Source organism: Aeromonas sp. DSM 116730, from assembly GCF_046581335.1.
In the GTDB taxonomy this organism is placed as follows: Bacteria; Pseudomonadota; Gammaproteobacteria; order Enterobacterales; family Aeromonadaceae; genus Aeromonas; species Aeromonas rivipollensis.
Window position 1 is genome coordinate 3,960,480 of sequence record NZ_CP144265.1, and the last position, 15,314, is coordinate 3,975,793.

Sequence of the window (15,314 nt, forward strand, 5' to 3'; positions counted from 1 at the left end):
TCCACGACGAATCAACACCAGACTCCATCCATCCAGAATACGGCGAGACCATGGAAAAGACTTTTAATCACAACGCCATCGAACAGGCGCTCTATCAGCACTGGGAAGCCCAGGGTTACTTCAAGCCCCACGGCGACACCAGCAAAGACTCCTTCTGCATCATGATCCCGCCGCCGAACGTCACCGGCAGCCTGCACATGGGTCACGCCTTCCAGCAGACCCTGATGGACACCCTGATCCGCTACAACCGCATGCAGGGCAAGAACACCCTGTGGCAGGCGGGCACAGACCACGCCGGTATCGCCACCCAGATGGTGGTTGAGCGCAAGATCGCCGCCGAAGAGGGCAAGACCCGTCACGACTACGGCCGTGATGCCTTCATCGACAAGATCTGGCAGTGGAAGGAAGAGTCCGGCGGCACCATCACCCGCCAGATGCGCCGCCTCGGCGACTCCGTGGACTGGGAGCGCGAGCGTTTCACCATGGATGAGGGTCTCTCGGCGGCCGTGCAGGAAGTCTTCGTGCGTCTCTATGAAGATGGCCTGATGTACCGTGGCAAGCGTCTGGTGAACTGGGATCCCAAGCTCAACACCGCCATCTCCGATCTGGAAGTGGAAAACCGCGAGATCAAGGGCCACATGTGGCACCTGCGCTACCCCCTGGCCAACGGCGCCAAGACCGCCGAAGGCCAGGATCACCTGATCGTCGCCACCACCCGTCCGGAGACAATGCTGGGTGACACCGCGGTCGCAGTGAACCCGGAAGACCCGCGCTACAAGGCGCTGATCGGCCAGCACATACTGCTGCCGCTGGTGAACCGTCTGATCCCCATAGTCGCCGACGAACACGCCGACATGGAGAAGGGCACCGGCTGCGTGAAGATCACCCCGGCCCACGACTTCAACGACAACGAAGTGGGCAAGCGCCACAACCTGCCGATGATCAACATCTTCACCCTGGACGCCCACGTGCGCGCCGAGGCAGAAGTGGTCGACACCAACGGCAACCCCAGCACCGCCTACGACGCCGCCCTGCCGAGCGAGTTCGCCGGCATGGAGCGCTTCGCCGCCCGCAAGGCCATAGTCGCCAAGCTGGACGAGCTGGGCCTCCTGGCCGAAATCAAGGATCACGTGCTGCAGCAGCCCTACGGCGATCGCGGCGGCGTGCCCATCGAGCCCATGCTGACCGACCAGTGGTACGTGCGCGTGGCACCCATGGCCAAGACCGCCATTGAGGCGGTGGAAGATGGCCGCATCCAGTTCGTGCCCAAGCAGTACGAGAACATGTACTTCTCCTGGATGCGCGACATTCAGGACTGGTGCGTCTCCCGTCAGCTGTGGTGGGGTCACCGCATCCCGGCCTGGTATGACGACGCCGGCAACGTCTACGTGGGCCGTGACGAGGCGGAAGTGCGTGCCAAGCACAGCATCCCGTCCGTGACCACCCTGCGTCAGGACGAAGACGTGCTCGACACCTGGTTCAGCTCCGCCCTGTGGACCTTCTCCACCCTGGGCTGGCCGAACAACACAGAGGCGCTCAAGACCTTCCACCCGACCGACGTGCTGATGAGCGGCTTCGACATCATCTTCTTCTGGATTGCCCGGATGATCATGATGACCATGCACTTCATCAAGGACGAAAACGGCCAGCCGCAGGTCCCGTTCAAGACCGTCTACATCACCGGCCTGATCCGTGACGAAGAAGGCCAGAAGATGTCCAAGTCCAAGGGCAACGTGCTGGATCCCCTCGACATGATCGACGGCATCTCGCTGGAAGATCTGCTGGAGAAGCGCACCGGCAACATGATGCAACCGCAGATGGCCGAGAAGATCGGCAAGCGCACCGCCAAGCAGTTCCCGGAAGGGATAGAGGCCCACGGCACCGACGCCCTGCGCTTCACCCTGGCGGCGCTGGCCAGCACAGGTCGTGACATCAACTGGGACATGAAGCGCCTGGACGGCTACAACAACTTCTGCAACAAGCTGTGGAACGCCTCCCGCTACGTGCTGATGAACACCGAAGATCAGGATTGTGGTCTGCACGGCGGCGAGATGCAGTTCAGCCTGGCGGATCGCTGGATCCAGTCCCAGCTGCAGGTGGCCATACGTGACTTCCGTACCGCGCTCGATACCTACCGCTTCGATATCGCGGCCGGTGTGCTGTACGAATTTATCTGGAACCAGTTCTGCGACTGGTATCTGGAGCTGACCAAGCCGGTGCTGGGCAAGGGCTCAGAGGCCGAGCAGCGTGCCACCCGTCACACCCTGGTGACCGTGCTGGAGACCCTGCTGCGTCTGGCGCACCCCATCATCCCCTTCATCACCGAAACCATCTGGAAGTCGGTGGCCCCGCTGGCCGGTGTCAACGCCGACACCATAATGCTGCAGGCCTTCCCCCAATTCGATGCCGCCAAGGTAGACGATGCCGCCATGGCGGATCAGGAGTGGGTGAAGGAGTTCATCGTCGGCATCCGCAACATCCGCGCCGAGATGAACGTGGCGCCGAGCGTCGCCCTCAACGTGCTGCTCAAGTGCGATGGCAAGGATAGCCAGCGCGCCGGTGACAACGAGGCCTTCCTCAAGTCCCTGGCCCGTCTGGAGTCCATCCGCGTGCTGGCGGACGGCGAAGTGGCCCCCCTGTCGGTGAAGAAGCTGATCGGTGCCACCGAGCTGATGATCCCCATGGCGGGTCTCATCGACAAGGAGGCCGAACTGGCCCGTCTGGCCAAAGAGGTTGCCCGTCTGGTCGGTGAGTGCGGCCGTATCGAAGGCAAGCTCGGCAACGAGGCCTTCGTGGCCAAGGCGCCGGACGCCGTCATCGCCAAGGAGCGCGAGAAGCTGGAAGATTACCGTCTCCAGCTGACCAAGCTGGAAGCCCAGCAGGCCGAGATCGCGGCGCTCTAAGTGCCCATCGCCAGTCCAAAAAGCCCCCGTCTATCGGGGGCTTTTCATTTTCCGCCCCCGGAGGATCGGCATCAGGGGACCTGGCACCAGTTACCGGGAGCGGGACCCGCCAGCGGCCGATGCCATTTTTCTGCGCTTTTCTCCCCATCAAATTGAAAAATTCACGGGCCAAATCACTTCCTTTCACAAGCGCATCGCCCGCAAATTCATTACACTGCCAGCGATCTTTTCTACCGGGAGTGCTGCTGCAGTATGGAAATATTGATCCTGCTTGGATTGATTTTGCTCAATGGCGTCTTCGCCATGTCGGAAATCGCCATCGTCACCGCACGCAAGGCCCGTCTCAGCAAGATGGCCAGCGAGGGGAGCCGCTCTGCCGCCATAGCCCTCAAGCTGGGGGAGAATCCGACCCATTTCCTCTCCGCCGTCCAGATCGGCATCACCAGCATAGGCCTGCTCAACGGCATCTACGGTGAGTCCCTGCTGGCCCAGCCCTTCGCGCAGTGGTTGCAGGAGTGGGGGCTGTCTCCCAAGAGCAGCAGCCTGCTCGCCACCGTGATTGTCGTGGTGCTGGTGACCTACCTCTCCATCGTCGTGGGGGAACTGGTGCCCAAGCGCCTCGGTCAGCTCAGTGCCGAGCGCATCGCCTGTCTGGTGGCCCGCCCCATGCTCTGGCTGGCGACCCTGACCCGTCCCTTCGTCTGGCTGCTGTCCGCCTCCACCCACGCCAGCCTGCGCCTGCTGCGGGTCGATCAGAACAACAGCAACAACGTCACCCAGGAGGAGATCCACGCCATGCTGGTAGAGGGCTCCGAAGCCGGCGTGATCGAAGACCACGAACACACCATGCTGCGCAATGTGTTCCGCCTCGACGAACGCAGCCTCTCCTCCCTGATGGTGCCCCGCAGCGACATCCGCTACCTGGATCTCTCCCTGCCGCTGGAGACCAACCTGCAGCGCCTGGTGGAGTATCGCCACAGCTTCTTCCCGGTCTGCGACGGCAGCCTCTCTGATCTGGTGGGCATACTCAACGTCAGCAAGGTGCTGCACGCCTACATCAAGGGGGAGCCCATCGATCTGGCGGCCCTCACCCAGGACGGCAGCCTGCTGCCGGAGACCCTCAACGGCCTGGAGCTGCTCAACCACTTCCGCGCCCACGCCGAGCACATGGTGCTGGTGGTGGATGAATACGGCGAGCTGCAGGGGCTGGTCACCCAGCAGGATCTGCTGGAGACGCTGGCGGGCGACTTCCAGCAGGAAGACGGGGAGGACAACTGGGCCTTCCAGCGTGCCGATGGCAGCTGGCTGCTCGACGGCCTGATCCCGCTGCCGGAATTGAAGGACTGTCTGGAACTGGTTCGCCTGCCGGAAGAAGAAAAACATCACTATCACACCCTCGGAGGGCTTATCATGCTGCTCCTTGGCCGCCTTCCCCAGACCGGAGACCTGGTCACCCTGGAACAGTGGCAACTGGAAATCGTGGATATGGACGGCCTGCGCATCGACAAGGTGCTTGCCATGCCTTTGACCGACCAACCCAGCTAACCTGCGGAGTTTGCATGTATGGAGCAGTTTTACCACCTGGCTCACGCCTTCATTAATCAGGATCTGGCGACCCTGTCCGACCCCAACATGGTCTTCATGGTCTACATAGTCCTGCTGACCTTCCTGGTGCTGGAAAATGGCTTCATCCCGACCGCCTTCCTGCCCGGTGACACCCTGCTGATCCTGACCGGCGTGCTCATCTATCAGGGGGTACTGCCGCTCGCTGTCGTCCCACTGCTGATCCTGGCCACCTTCGTCGGCACCTGGCTCGGCTACATGCAGGGGCGCTTCCTCGGCCACACCCAGATGTACCACAGGCTGATGTCCCACCTGGATGAGAAGCACAAGGAGAAGGTGCACTACCTGCTCAACAAGTACGGCATCATCACCCTGATCACCGCCCGCTACATCGCCTTCGTGCGCACCGCCTATCCCTACATCGTCGGCGCCAACGAGATACCCCAGGGTCGCTTCCTGGTGGTGAACCTCATCAGCTCCATCATGTGGATCTGCCCCCTGGTGGGTCTGGGTTACTACCTGAGCCACACCAAGCTGGCCGCGCAGTATGAGTCTCAGTTCCTCAGCATCATCCTCTGCCTGCCGCTGGTGCTGCTGGTGGGCGGCTTGATAGCGCTGGTCTGGCGCTGGCTGAGCAGACGCAAGGTCCACATCTCTAGGGATTGAGAGAAATCACAGGGGTCGCCGGCAGGCGGCCCTTTTTTATGGAAAATAGTGACGAATTCCGCCCTCCCGCTCTTGTAAAGAGAGGGCAAAAATGAGTGAATCTAGCGCCTTTTTTCGCTGTGGATGGAGTCGGTTGTATGGGGTGTCGGATTCGCGCAATCGCGCTGGTATGTGGATTGATAGGACTGCTCGGATCGCAGGCAGCCCTGGCGGCGCCCAACCCGGCCAAACTGCAAATCAAGTCGGGCAGTGCCCTGGTCATGGACATCAACACGGGCAAGACCCTCTATCAGAAGAACCCTGCCCAGGTGCGCCCCATCGCCTCCCTCACCAAGCTGATGACGGCACTGGTGGTGCTGGATGCCCGCCAGAACCTCAATCAGACCCTGACCATAGATCAGAACGACAGGGACAACATCAAGCACACCTACTCCCGGGTCCGTTTCGGTACCAAGGTGAGCCGTCGCGATGCCCTACACCTGGCGCTGATGTCCTCCGAGAATCGCATGGCCTCTGCCCTCGCCCGCCACTACCCGGGTGGCCGCTCGGCCTTCATTCGCGCCATGAACAACAAGGCCAGGCAACTCGGTATGCGCAACAGCCGATTCTACGACTCCACCGGTCTGTCGACTCGCAACGTCTCCACCGCCCGGGATCTCGCCAAGCTCATCACAGCCGCCTATCGCCAGCCGCTGATCCGCCAGTTCACCCAGGACACCAACAAGGAGATGCGCTTCAGCACGCCGGCCTACAGCCTGATGTTCAACAACACCAATCCCCTGGTGAAGAACCCGGACTGGGACGTGCGCCTCTCCAAGACCGGCTACACCGACGAGGCGGGTCGCTGCCTGCTGATGCGCGCCAAGCCTGACCGTCAGGAGCTCGCCATAGTGCTGCTCAACTCTGTGGGCAAACGCACCCCGATCGGCGATGCCAACCGCATTCGCAAATGGCTGAAGAGCTGAGTGAACGATTCAAACAAAAAAGGATGCCTCGGCATCCTTTTTTGTTGCCTGTGTCCCGTCCTGAATATGGTTTACACCTTTCCCCCACATAAATGGAGAGCCCGATGGGACAAGGTGTGAAACGGACACAGCGCGATTACTCGCTGACTTTTAAACTGGCACTGGTCGAGCAGATTGAAAAAGGCGAGCTCACCTGCCAGCAGGCACAAGCCCGATACGGCATTCAGGGCCGCTCCACCGTTCTGGTATGGTTGCGTAAACATGGTCGGCAAGATTGGAGCCAGGGGGCTTCTGTGCGCGCCGGCAGGAGCATCACCATGCCTGACCCCGACAACCAGACACCCGAACAGCGCATCAAGGAGCTCGAACAGCAGCTGGCGCTGATGAGCCAGAAGGCCCAGTTCTTTGAGGCCGTCGTCGATGTCCTGAAGAACGACTACGGCGTCTCCATCGTAAAAAAGCGACCCGGCAAGTCCTCTCGCAGCGGCAAGTCGAGAGGCTGACCATCGTCAGGGCTTGCCTGTTTCTGGGGATAAGCCGTCAGGCTTACTACAAGCGCAATCGGGTTGCAGACGTGCGCCATGCACAGGGGTTGCAGGTGGTGCGCTTCGTGCGTCAGGTACGGTTACGCCAGCCACGGGTCGGCACCCGCAAGCTGCATTATCTGCTTCAAGGTCAGGATGATGGCGGGCTCAAGGTCGGGCGGGACAGGCTGTTTCAGATATTGGCCGAGCACCGCCTGCTGGTGCAGCCCAGGCGGGCGTATCACAAGACCACCCACAGTTTTCACCGTTTCTACCGTCATCCCAACTTGCTCAAGGCGGGGCCAGAGCAGGTCACGCCGGTGGCTCCGGAGCAGGTCTGGGTCGCCGACATCACCTATCTGCCAGCCAGGAGCGGGCCGCTGTACCTGAGCCTGGTGACGGATGCGTACTCACGCAAGATAGTGGGTCATCACGTGCACGAAGGGATGCACGCCGAGGCGGTGGCGATGGCATTCAAGAAAGCACTGAAGCAACGGCGTGGCGGCGGGGAGCTTATCCATCACTCGGACCGCGGCGTGCAGTATTGCTCTGGGCTGTATCAGTCATTACATGAACGGTACGGGGTGAAATGCTCGATGACGGATGGCTATGACTGTTACCAGAATGCGTTGGCGGAGCGGGTGAACGGGATATTGAAAGGGGAGTTGTTGTTGCAAAGCCCGCAGGACCTGGCGCAAGCGCGGGAGATGGTGCGTGAGGCAGTGGATATTTACAACCTGGAGCGACCGCATCATGCCTTGAAATACAGAACCCCCGATGCGGTGCATCGGGGGTTCTGAGTCACGTGAAGCTAGACGAAAATGTGTAAACCTATTTCAGGACTAGACACCGCCAAAGGCCCCTGCCGGCCGCCAAGGCGTTCAACGTCCAGAACCTGGGTCCATGCCGCCCTCGTGATGCCCGCGGGCACAGAGCGTGCCTGCAGCAGCGCCTGTGTGTGGCTGGAGGTGACATTGGGCGGGGATGACAAGACGCCGAGTAGCAGAGCCTGATAGGGATCGGGGAGAAGATAGGACGACGACGGAGAGTGATGTGGCGGGAACGGCAAGCGTCGTTCAATGCGGCGGCACATCAACCGCCATCAGGGCAGCAGAGCCCCACGGCCGGGGGAATAGCGCCCATAAAAAAACAGCCCCGACTGACGTCGAGGCTATCTGTATGGTGCGCCCGAGAGGATTCGAACCTCTGACCACCTGGTTCGTAGCCAGGTACTCTATCCAGCTGAGCTACGGGCGCTCATCAACTTTTGGTACTGCTAAAATGGTGCGCCCGAGAGGATTCGAACCTCTGACCACCTGGTTCGTAGCCAGGTACTCTATCCAGCTGAGCTACGGGCGCTCACAAACGTTTGGTACTGCCTAAAATGGTGCGCCCGAGAGGATTCGAACCTCTGACCACCTGGTTCGTAGCCAGGTACTCTATCCAGCTGAGCTACGGGCGCTCATAAATCGTTGATTTCACTTTAAATGGTGCGCCCGAGAGGATTCGAACCTCTGACCACCTGGTTCGTAGCCAGGTACTCTATCCAGCTGAGCTACGGGCGCCCTGATTTAAAGCGATAAAAAAAGCTTACTCAACAGTAAGCCTTTTCTAGCGTACCAACCTGCTGACGGTCGATACATGACTCATCATGAGTCGAATATGGTGCGCCCGAGAGGATTCGAACCTCTGACCACCTGGTTCGTAGCCAGGTACTCTATCCAGCTGAGCTACGGGCGCAAATGGCGGAGAAGGGGGGATTCGAACCCCCGATGCGGGTATAAGCCGCATACTCCCTTAGCAGGGGAGCGCCTTCAGCCTCTCGGCCACCTCTCCGTTTGCGGGGCTGATAATACTTCACAGGGATTTTTAGTCAAACACTTTTTTGGAGAAAACAGCGTGTTCGCTCAGCATTTGGTCAAAGCGTGGAATATTCAAGCAATATCGACACTTACCCCCTGCTTTCGGGCCCTGCAAGACGATTTGCAGGGCCCGGAAAAACAAAAGGCGACACCTGAGATGTCGCCTTGAAGCTGCCAATGGGATGGCTTAGAAATTCGGTTGGCCCGGTACTTTCTCGGCCTGTATCCGCATGTAGATCTCTTCGCGGTGTACGGAGACCTCTTTGGGTGCGTTCACACCGATACGAACCTGGTTACCCTTAACGCCCAGCACGGTGACAGTCACTTCGTCACCGATCATCAGGGTTTCCCCTACACGACGAGTCAAAATAAGCATTCGCTTGCTCCTGTATCCTGTTTTGTATTTATATCGATATGCGCCATTATCTTACAAAGATACCGATATGGTAAATGGTTGAAACTAAATCAATCAGGGATTGTTCCCCAAGGGCTGCTCATGAGGCTCATTATCCAGCCCGAACGCTGAGTGCAACGAACGCACGGCCAGCTCCAGGTACTTCTCGTCAATCACCACGGATATCTTGATTTCAGAAGTGGAGATCAACTGCATGTTGATCCCCTCCTCGCCCAATACCTTGAACATGGTGCGCGCGACCCCGGGATGATTCCACATGCCGACCCCGACGATGGAGACCTTGGCGATCTCCCCGTTGCCCTGCACGCAGGCTGCCCCCAACAGGGTGGCGGTCTCCTCCAGCAAGGCGCGAGCCCGGCGATAGTCATCGCGATTCACCGTGAAGGTGAAGTCGGCGGTGCCATCCCCCATGGTGTTCTGCACTATCATGTCGACATCTATGTTGGCGTCGCTGATCGGATTCAGGATCTGCGCGGCCACCGTCGGCCTGTCCGGCACACCCAGAATGGTCAGGCTGGCCTCGTTGCGATTGAACGCAATGCCGGATACCAGGGGTGCTTCCATTCTCTCACCTCCATATGTGATTAAGGTTCCCTCTCCGTCGACAAAACTCGACAGCACCCGCAGCGGTACGCGGTACTTGCCCGCGAATTCCACCGAACGGATCTGCAGCACCTTGGCCCCCAGACTCGCCATTTCCAGCATCTCCTCGAAGGTGATGGTGGAGAGGCGGCGTGCCTTGGGCTCGATGCGCGGATCCGTGGTATAGACCCCATCCACATCGGTAAAGATCTGGCATTCATCGGCCTTGATGGCCGCCGCCACGGCAACCGCCGTGGTGTCCGAACCACCTCGCCCCAGGGTGGTGATGGCGTTGTGTTCATCACGGCCCTGGAAGCCGGCGATCACCACCACCTTGCCCGCACCCAGCTCGGCCTGAACCTGCCCGGTGTCGATCTGGGTGATACGCGCCTTGCCATGGGCGGAATCGGTGTGGATACGAACCTGATCACCGGTCATTGAGACCGCAGGACAACCCCGTTTGTTCAACGCGATGGCCAGCAGCGCTATGGTGACCTGTTCACCGGTCGAGACCAGCACATCCATCTCGCGCCGGTTGGCATCCGGATCCAGCTGCTGGGCCATGCCCAGCAACCGGTTTGTTTCGCCCGACATGGCGGACACGACCACCACCACATCATGCCCCTGGGCGCGGCTCAGCTGAACACGATCAGCTACCGCCTCGATCCGCTCCAGCGTGCCGACCGAGGTGCCGCCGTACTTCTGTACATAGAGTGCCACAGATCACCTCGCCCGTTTACAGGCGCTCTTCCAGCCAGGAGTGAACGGATTGCAGGGCCGCCGGCACCGCATCAGGCTGGGTACCACCCGCCTGGGCCATGTCAGGACGACCACCGCCCTTGCCACCCACCTGCTGGGCCACCAGGTTGACCAGCTCGCCGGCCTTCACCTTGGCGGTCAGATCGCTGGTCACGCCGGCGATCAGGTTGACCTTGTCCTCGCTGCTGGTTGCCAGCAGTACGACACCGGACTTCATCCGGTTCTTCAGCTCGTCCAGCATGCCGCGAAGGGACTTGGGATCGGCCCCGTCCAGCGCCGCGATCAGCACCTTCTGGCCCTTGATCTCGATGACCTGGCTCAGCAGGTCGCTGCCAGCCTGAGCGGCCAGCTTGGCCTTGAGCTGCTCCAGCTCGCGCTCCATCATCCGGGACTTGTCCAACAGCTGGCGCACCTTGCTGCCGATGGAGAACTGGTCCCCTTTCACCAGGGCCGCAGCTTCTTCAAACTGCTCTGCCAGCTGGTGCATGAAATCAATGGCGCCCTTGCCGGTCACCGCTTCGATGCGGCGCACCCCGGCGGCAACACCGCTCTCGGCGATGATCTTGAAGAAGCCGATGTCACCGGTACGCTTGGCGTGAGTACCGCCACACAGCTCGGTGGAGTAATCACCCATGCGCACGACACGCACGTCGTCTTCGTACTTCTCGCCAAACAGCGCCATGGCGCCAGCGGATTTGGCCGCTTCCAGATCCATCACCTGGGTGACGACATCGTGGTTGGCACGGATCTGGGCGTTGACCAGCTCCTCGACTCGGCGAATGGTCGCCATGGTCAGGCCTTCGAAGTGGGAGAAGTCGAAGCGCATGCGCTCCGCCCCGACCAGGGAGCCCTTCTGGGTCACGTGATCACCCAGCGCCTGGCGCAGGGCCGCGTGCAGCAGGTGAGTGACAGAGTGGTTGAGGGCCACGGCCTGACGGCGCTCCCCGTCGACCACGGCTTCCACCTCGGCGCCCTTCTCCAGGGTACCCAGCTCCATATAGCCCTTGTGAATGATGGCATTGCCCGCATACTGGGTGTCGGTCACGGCGAAGATGCCGTCATCCACTTTCAGAATGCCGCTGTCGCCCACCTGGCCACCGGATTCGGCGTAGAAGGGGGTCTCGGCCAGCACGATCACCGCTTCTTCACCGGCGATCAGCCCACTCACTTCGACAGCATCCTTGTAGATGCCGACCACCTGAGTCGTTTGGCTCAGCTGCTTGTAACCGGTAAATGGGGTCTCGAAATCGAGTTTCAACACCTCGTTGTAGTTCACGCCGAAGCTGGAGGCCTCCTTCGCACGGGCGCGCTGCTTCTCCATCTCGGCCTTGAAGCCTTCCTCGTCGATACCGATCTCGCGCTCGCGGACCACGTCGGCGGTCAAGTCCGCCGGGAAGCCGTAGGTGTCATACAGCTTGAACACCACCTCGCCCGGGATGACCTTGGCATCGCCCAGGTTTGCCAGCACCTCTTCGAGCAGCAGCAGGCCCCTGTCCAGGGTACGGACGAACTGCTCTTCCTCGATGCGCAGCACGCGCTCGACCAGCGGCAACTGGGCGATGAGTTCGGCAGCCACGTCCTTCATCTGCACCGCCAGCTCGGCGGCCAGCTTGTAGAAGAAGATCTCGGTGGCACCCAGCTTGCGACCGTGGCGCACGGCGCGGCGGATGATGCGACGCAGCACATAGCCACGGCCTTCGTTGGAGGGCATGACGCCGTCAGCCACCAGGAAGGCGCAGGAGCGGATATGGTCGGCGATGACGCGCAGGGACTGGTTGCTCAGATCCTCGGTGCCGACGATCTCGGCGGCCTTCTTGATCAGCGCCTGGAAGATGTCGATCTCGTAGTTGGAGTGCACCCCCTGCATGATGGCGGAGATACGCTCCAGGCCCATGCCGGTGTCCACGGACGGACGGGGCAGCGGCTCCATGGTGCCGTCAGCCTGACGGTTGAACTGCATGAAGACCACGTTCCAGATCTCGATGAAACGGTCGCCGTCTTCCTCCGGTGAGCCGGGAGGGCCACCCCAGAGGTGATCGCCGTGGTCGTAGAAGATCTCGGTGCAGGGGCCGCAGGGACCGGTATCACCCATCTGCCAGAAGTTATCTGAGGCAAAGGCGGCACCCTTGTTGTCGCCGATGCGCACTATGCGCTCGACCGGCACGCCGATCTCGTTTGCCCAGATGTTGAAAGCTTCGTCGTCCGTTTCATAGACGGTCACCAGCAGGCGCTCTTTGGGCAGCTTGAGGGTACCGGTCAGGAATTCCCAGGCAAAACGGATGGCGTCCTGCTTGAAGTAGTCACCGAAGCTGAAGTTGCCCAGCATCTCGAAGAAGGTGTGGTGACGAGCGGTATAGCCGACGTTTTCCAGGTCATTGTGCTTGCCGCCGGCCCGTACACAGCGCTGGGCCGTGGTCGCGCGGTTGTAGGCACGCTTCTCTGCGCCAAGGAACACGTCCTTGAACTGGTTCATCCCTGCGTTGGTGAACAGCAAGGTCGGATCGTTGTGCGGCACCAGCGAGCTGGAGGAGACAACCTGGTGCCCCTGGGAGCGGAAATACTCGAGAAACGCTGCGCGTAACTCTGACGTGGACATATACATGGAAAATCCTGCTTGATTCGGATACGGACTTTTAATCGCAATAATGTAAGTTTTCTGCGGGGTAAAGTAAAACGCGCGGGCCCGTCACGGGTGAAAAAGCCCCCAATGGACGGGGCAGCGGCAGGACGCCGTACAGGAGCAGGCCGAAAGGGGAGTCGGCTGAGTGGCGGATCATGGCGCCGCGGCCATTTGAAACAGGATAAAACAGGGAAAAGGCCCTCTCTTATCTGCACGCATCTCAGGAACACGCCACGGCCCATGCCCAGCACCGGCCTTTTATTCCTCCCCCTGCTGCAATGCCGAGATGGCGTAACGCGCCTGATCCTGGGTAAAGCCCCGCCCAAGCAGGTACTTGAGCCATTTCATCCGCAGCTTGAAATCCCCCAGATCGGCGACTCTGGCACGCCGCTCCAGCAGGGCGAACGCCAGCTCGAACCAATCCAGCTCCGGCTGATCGAATGCGGCGTCTATCTGCATATCGTCCAGCCCCTTGCGGCGCAGATCGAAGCGGATCTTGATGGGACCATGCCCCTTGGTCGCACCGGCCCGCACCGCCATGGCGCCGTAACGATCGTCATTGACCCAGTTGTAGCCGCGGCAATACTCGACAACCGCCTCGATCACCTCTTCATTGAAGCCCTGCAGCCGTAGCCGCTTGGCCAGCTCGGACTCGGCGCTCTCACGGCGAGCCAGACTGCGCATGGCAAAGGCGCGGGCGGCGGCAAACAGTTCTTCAAAGGAGAGTTCAACGGGTTCGGGGGAGGATTCATCGACCATAAATGACAAGGCCGGGTATTAACCCGGCCTTCCTTATTCCTTATTCGAACTCTTGTTCGCTTTCGTCTTCAAACTCTTCGGCGACCGCGGCCACCGGCTTCTCGACCGGCACGGCACCGGAGAGCAGCAGCTCACGCAGGCGGGCTTCCACCTCGGCAGCCATCACCTTGTTCTCGGCGAACAACTTCATCACGTTGGCCTTGCCCTGACCGATCTTCTCGCCGTTGTAGCTGTACCAGGCACCGGCCTTGTCGATCAGCTTGTGCTTGACGCCCAGATCAACCAGCTCGCCCTCTTTGGAGATACCGGCACCGTAGAAGATCTGGAACTCGGCCTGCTTGAAGGGCGGGGCCACCTTGTTCTTGACCACCTTGACACGGGTCTCGTTACCGACCACTTCGTCGCCGTCCTTGATGGCGCCGATGCGACGGATATCCAGACGGACGGAGGCGTAGAACTTGAGCGCGTTACCACCTGTGGTGGTCTCGGGGCTACCGAACATGACGCCGATCTTCATCCGGATCTGGTTGATGAAGATGCACAGGCAGTTGGCGTTCTTGATGTTAGCGGTCAGCTTGCGCAGGGCCTGGGACATCAGGCGGGCCTGCAGGCCGACGTGGGAGTCACCCATCTCGCCTTCGATTTCCGCTTTCGGCGTCAGGGCTGCCACCGAGTCGACGATGATGACGTCAACGGCGTTGGAGCGCACCAGCATGTCGCAGATTTCCAGCGCCTGCTCACCTGTATCCGGCTGGGAGATCAGCAGGTCGTCGACGTTGACTCCCAGCTTGGCAGCATAAATAGGATCGAGTGCGTGTTCCGCATCGACGAAGGCACAGGTCTTGCCTTTCTTCTGGGCTTCCGCGATCACCTGCAGGGTGAGGGTGGTTTTACCTGACGATTCCGGGCCGTAGATCTCGACGATACGACCGCACGGCAGACCGCCGATGCCCAGCGCCACGTCCAGGGAGAGGGAGCCGGTGGAGATGGCTTCGATGTCCATGGTCTTGCTGTCGCCCAGACGCATGATGGAGCCTTTGCCAAACTGCTTTTCGATCTGGCCCAGCGCAGCCGCCAGTGCCTTCTGTTTGTTCTGATCCATGCCAATCTCCGCTGGGAATCGTGATGTAGAAGTGAAGTTGGGCTAAGTATACTGTTTATGCATACAGTATCAAGCCCAATTTATCTGAGCAGGGCCAGCAGTCCGGACAAGGCCTGTCTGACCGCCTGCTGGCGCACCTGATGGCGGTCGCCATCGAAGCGGGCGAGCAGGGATTGATGGCGACCCGTGCGATCCGCCCAGGCGAACCAGACGGTGCCGACCGGCTTGTCGTCACTGCCGCCACCGGGTCCGGCGATGCCGCTGATGGCAACGCAGATCCCTGCATCGGAACGGGCCAGGCCCCCTCTGGCCATCTCCAGCACCACGGCCTCGCTGACGGCGCCATGGCGCAGCAGGCTGTCGATGCTCACCCCCAGCATCTGCTGCTTGGCCTCGTTGGTGTAGGTGACAAAGCCGCGATCGAACCAGCCTGAGCTGCCCGCAATATCCGTGATGGCCGTGGCAACGCCGCCCCCGGTACAGGACTCCGCCGTGGCGGCGAACCAGCCTCGAGCCTGCAATGCCTCGCCGAGCTCCCGGGATAAACGGTCGATCTCTGCCTCAAGCCCCATCATCATGCCCTCTCTGGCCCCT

Annotated in this window: 11 protein-coding genes and 6 tRNA genes; 5 read left to right on the plus strand and 12 right to left on the minus strand. The window is 60.6% G+C overall.

The genetic code is table 11. The features are described from left to right. Positions 1–50 precede the first annotated feature (50 nt). From Aeroheme_RS18200 to Aeroheme_RS18220, 5 genes are all read left to right on the plus strand, one after another. Entirely contained in the window at positions 51–2,903 is a 2,853-nt protein-coding gene (locus Aeroheme_RS18200; RefSeq protein ID WP_411166320.1) for a valine--tRNA ligase, read from the plus strand. Between the two features lie 252 nt (positions 2,904–3,155). Beyond that, a complete protein-coding gene (locus Aeroheme_RS18205; protein ID WP_025325627.1) occupies positions 3,156–4,448 on the plus strand; it encodes a hemolysin family protein in 1,293 nt (430 codons plus the stop codon). 18 nt (positions 4,449–4,466) lie between these two features. Further along, complete coding sequence (locus tag Aeroheme_RS18210; protein ID WP_106885044.1) at positions 4,467–5,132, plus strand: DedA family protein; 666 nt, start codon at positions 4,467–4,469, stop codon at positions 5,130–5,132. 137 nt (positions 5,133–5,269) lie between these two features. After that, the gene (pbpG, locus tag Aeroheme_RS18215; protein WP_106885045.1) at positions 5,270–6,097 is read left to right on the plus strand and encodes a D-alanyl-D-alanine endopeptidase; all 828 of its coding nucleotides are present in this window, start codon (positions 5,270–5,272) and stop codon (positions 6,095–6,097) included. 104 nt (positions 6,098–6,201) lie between these two features. Further along, a protein-coding gene (locus tag Aeroheme_RS18220) for an IS3 family transposase (protein WP_411166122.1) occupies positions 6,202–7,421 on the plus strand; the annotation gives its coding sequence in 2 pieces (ribosomal slippage) (positions 6,202–6,550 and positions 6,550–7,421; 1,221 coding nt in all). Between the two features lie 380 nt (positions 7,422–7,801). On the opposite strand, the gene Aeroheme_RS18225 is transcribed toward Aeroheme_RS18220, so the two are convergent. The 12 genes from Aeroheme_RS18225 to pncC form a co-directional block, all read right to left on the minus strand. Continuing rightward, positions 7,802–7,878, minus strand: a tRNA-Arg gene (locus Aeroheme_RS18225). 25 nt (positions 7,879–7,903) lie between these two features. Then, positions 7,904–7,980, minus strand: a tRNA-Arg gene (locus Aeroheme_RS18230). A gap of 26 nt (positions 7,981–8,006) precedes the next feature. Then, a tRNA-Arg gene (locus Aeroheme_RS18235) sits at positions 8,007–8,083 on the minus strand. Positions 8,084–8,109: 26 nt separating this feature from the next. Beyond that, positions 8,110–8,186 (minus strand) — tRNA-Arg (locus tag Aeroheme_RS18240). Positions 8,187–8,284: 98 nt separating this feature from the next. Further along, positions 8,285–8,361 (minus strand) — tRNA-Arg (locus Aeroheme_RS18245). Between the two features lie 3 nt (positions 8,362–8,364). Continuing rightward, positions 8,365–8,457 (minus strand) — tRNA-Ser (locus Aeroheme_RS18250). A 213-nt stretch (positions 8,458–8,670) separates the two neighbouring features. Next, positions 8,671–8,859 carry a carbon storage regulator CsrA gene (gene csrA / locus Aeroheme_RS18255; protein ID WP_005315760.1) on the minus strand — a complete coding sequence of 63 codons (189 nt, stop codon included), beginning with the start codon at positions 8,857–8,859 and terminating at the stop codon, positions 8,671–8,673. Between the two features lie 93 nt (positions 8,860–8,952). Beyond that, positions 8,953–10,200, minus strand: a complete 1,248-nt coding sequence (locus tag Aeroheme_RS18260) for an aspartate kinase (RefSeq protein WP_139744991.1) — start codon at positions 10,198–10,200, stop codon at positions 8,953–8,955. A 16-nt stretch (positions 10,201–10,216) separates the two neighbouring features. Beyond that, complete coding sequence (alaS, locus tag Aeroheme_RS18265) at positions 10,217–12,841, minus strand: alanine--tRNA ligase (protein WP_307765342.1); 2,625 nt, start codon at positions 12,839–12,841, stop codon at positions 10,217–10,219. Positions 12,842–13,117: 276 nt separating this feature from the next. Then, positions 13,118–13,618: a regulatory protein RecX gene (locus tag Aeroheme_RS18270; protein WP_163135674.1), complete on the minus strand. Its 501-nt coding sequence runs from the start codon at positions 13,616–13,618 to the stop codon at positions 13,118–13,120. Between the two features lie 40 nt (positions 13,619–13,658). After that, positions 13,659–14,720, minus strand: coding sequence for a recombinase RecA (gene recA, locus Aeroheme_RS18275; protein ID WP_106885048.1), 1,062 nt, complete (start codon positions 14,718–14,720; stop codon positions 13,659–13,661). 80 nt (positions 14,721–14,800) lie between these two features. Then, positions 14,801–15,292 carry a nicotinamide-nucleotide amidase gene (pncC, locus tag Aeroheme_RS18280; RefSeq protein ID WP_106887795.1) on the minus strand — a complete coding sequence of 164 codons (492 nt, stop codon included), beginning with the start codon at positions 15,290–15,292 and terminating at the stop codon, positions 14,801–14,803. Between the last annotated feature and the right edge of the window lie 22 nt (positions 15,293–15,314).

Coding starts and splice junctions, on each gene's coding strand:
- Aeroheme_RS18210 (WP_106885044.1), top strand. CDS start 4,467: ATGGAGCAGTTTTACCACCTGGCTCACGCCTTCATTAATCAGGATCTG.
- Aeroheme_RS18200 (WP_411166320.1), top strand. CDS start 51: ATGGAAAAGACTTTTAATCACAACGCCATCGAACAGGCGCTCTATCAG.
- pbpG (WP_106885045.1), top strand. CDS start 5,270: ATGGGGTGTCGGATTCGCGCAATCGCGCTGGTATGTGGATTGATAGGA.
- csrA (WP_005315760.1), bottom strand. CDS start 8,859: ATGCTTATTTTGACTCGTCGTGTAGGGGAAACCCTGATGATCGGTGAC.
- Aeroheme_RS18205 (WP_025325627.1), top strand. CDS start 3,156: ATGGAAATATTGATCCTGCTTGGATTGATTTTGCTCAATGGCGTCTTC.
- recA (WP_106885048.1), bottom strand. CDS start 14,720: ATGGATCAGAACAAACAGAAGGCACTGGCGGCTGCGCTGGGCCAGATC.
- Aeroheme_RS18270 (WP_163135674.1), bottom strand. CDS start 13,618: ATGGTCGATGAATCCTCCCCCGAACCCGTTGAACTCTCCTTTGAAGAA.
- pncC (WP_106887795.1), bottom strand. CDS start 15,292: ATGGGGCTTGAGGCAGAGATCGACCGTTTATCCCGGGAGCTCGGCGAG.
- alaS (WP_307765342.1), bottom strand. CDS start 12,841: ATGTATATGTCCACGTCAGAGTTACGCGCAGCGTTTCTCGAGTATTTC.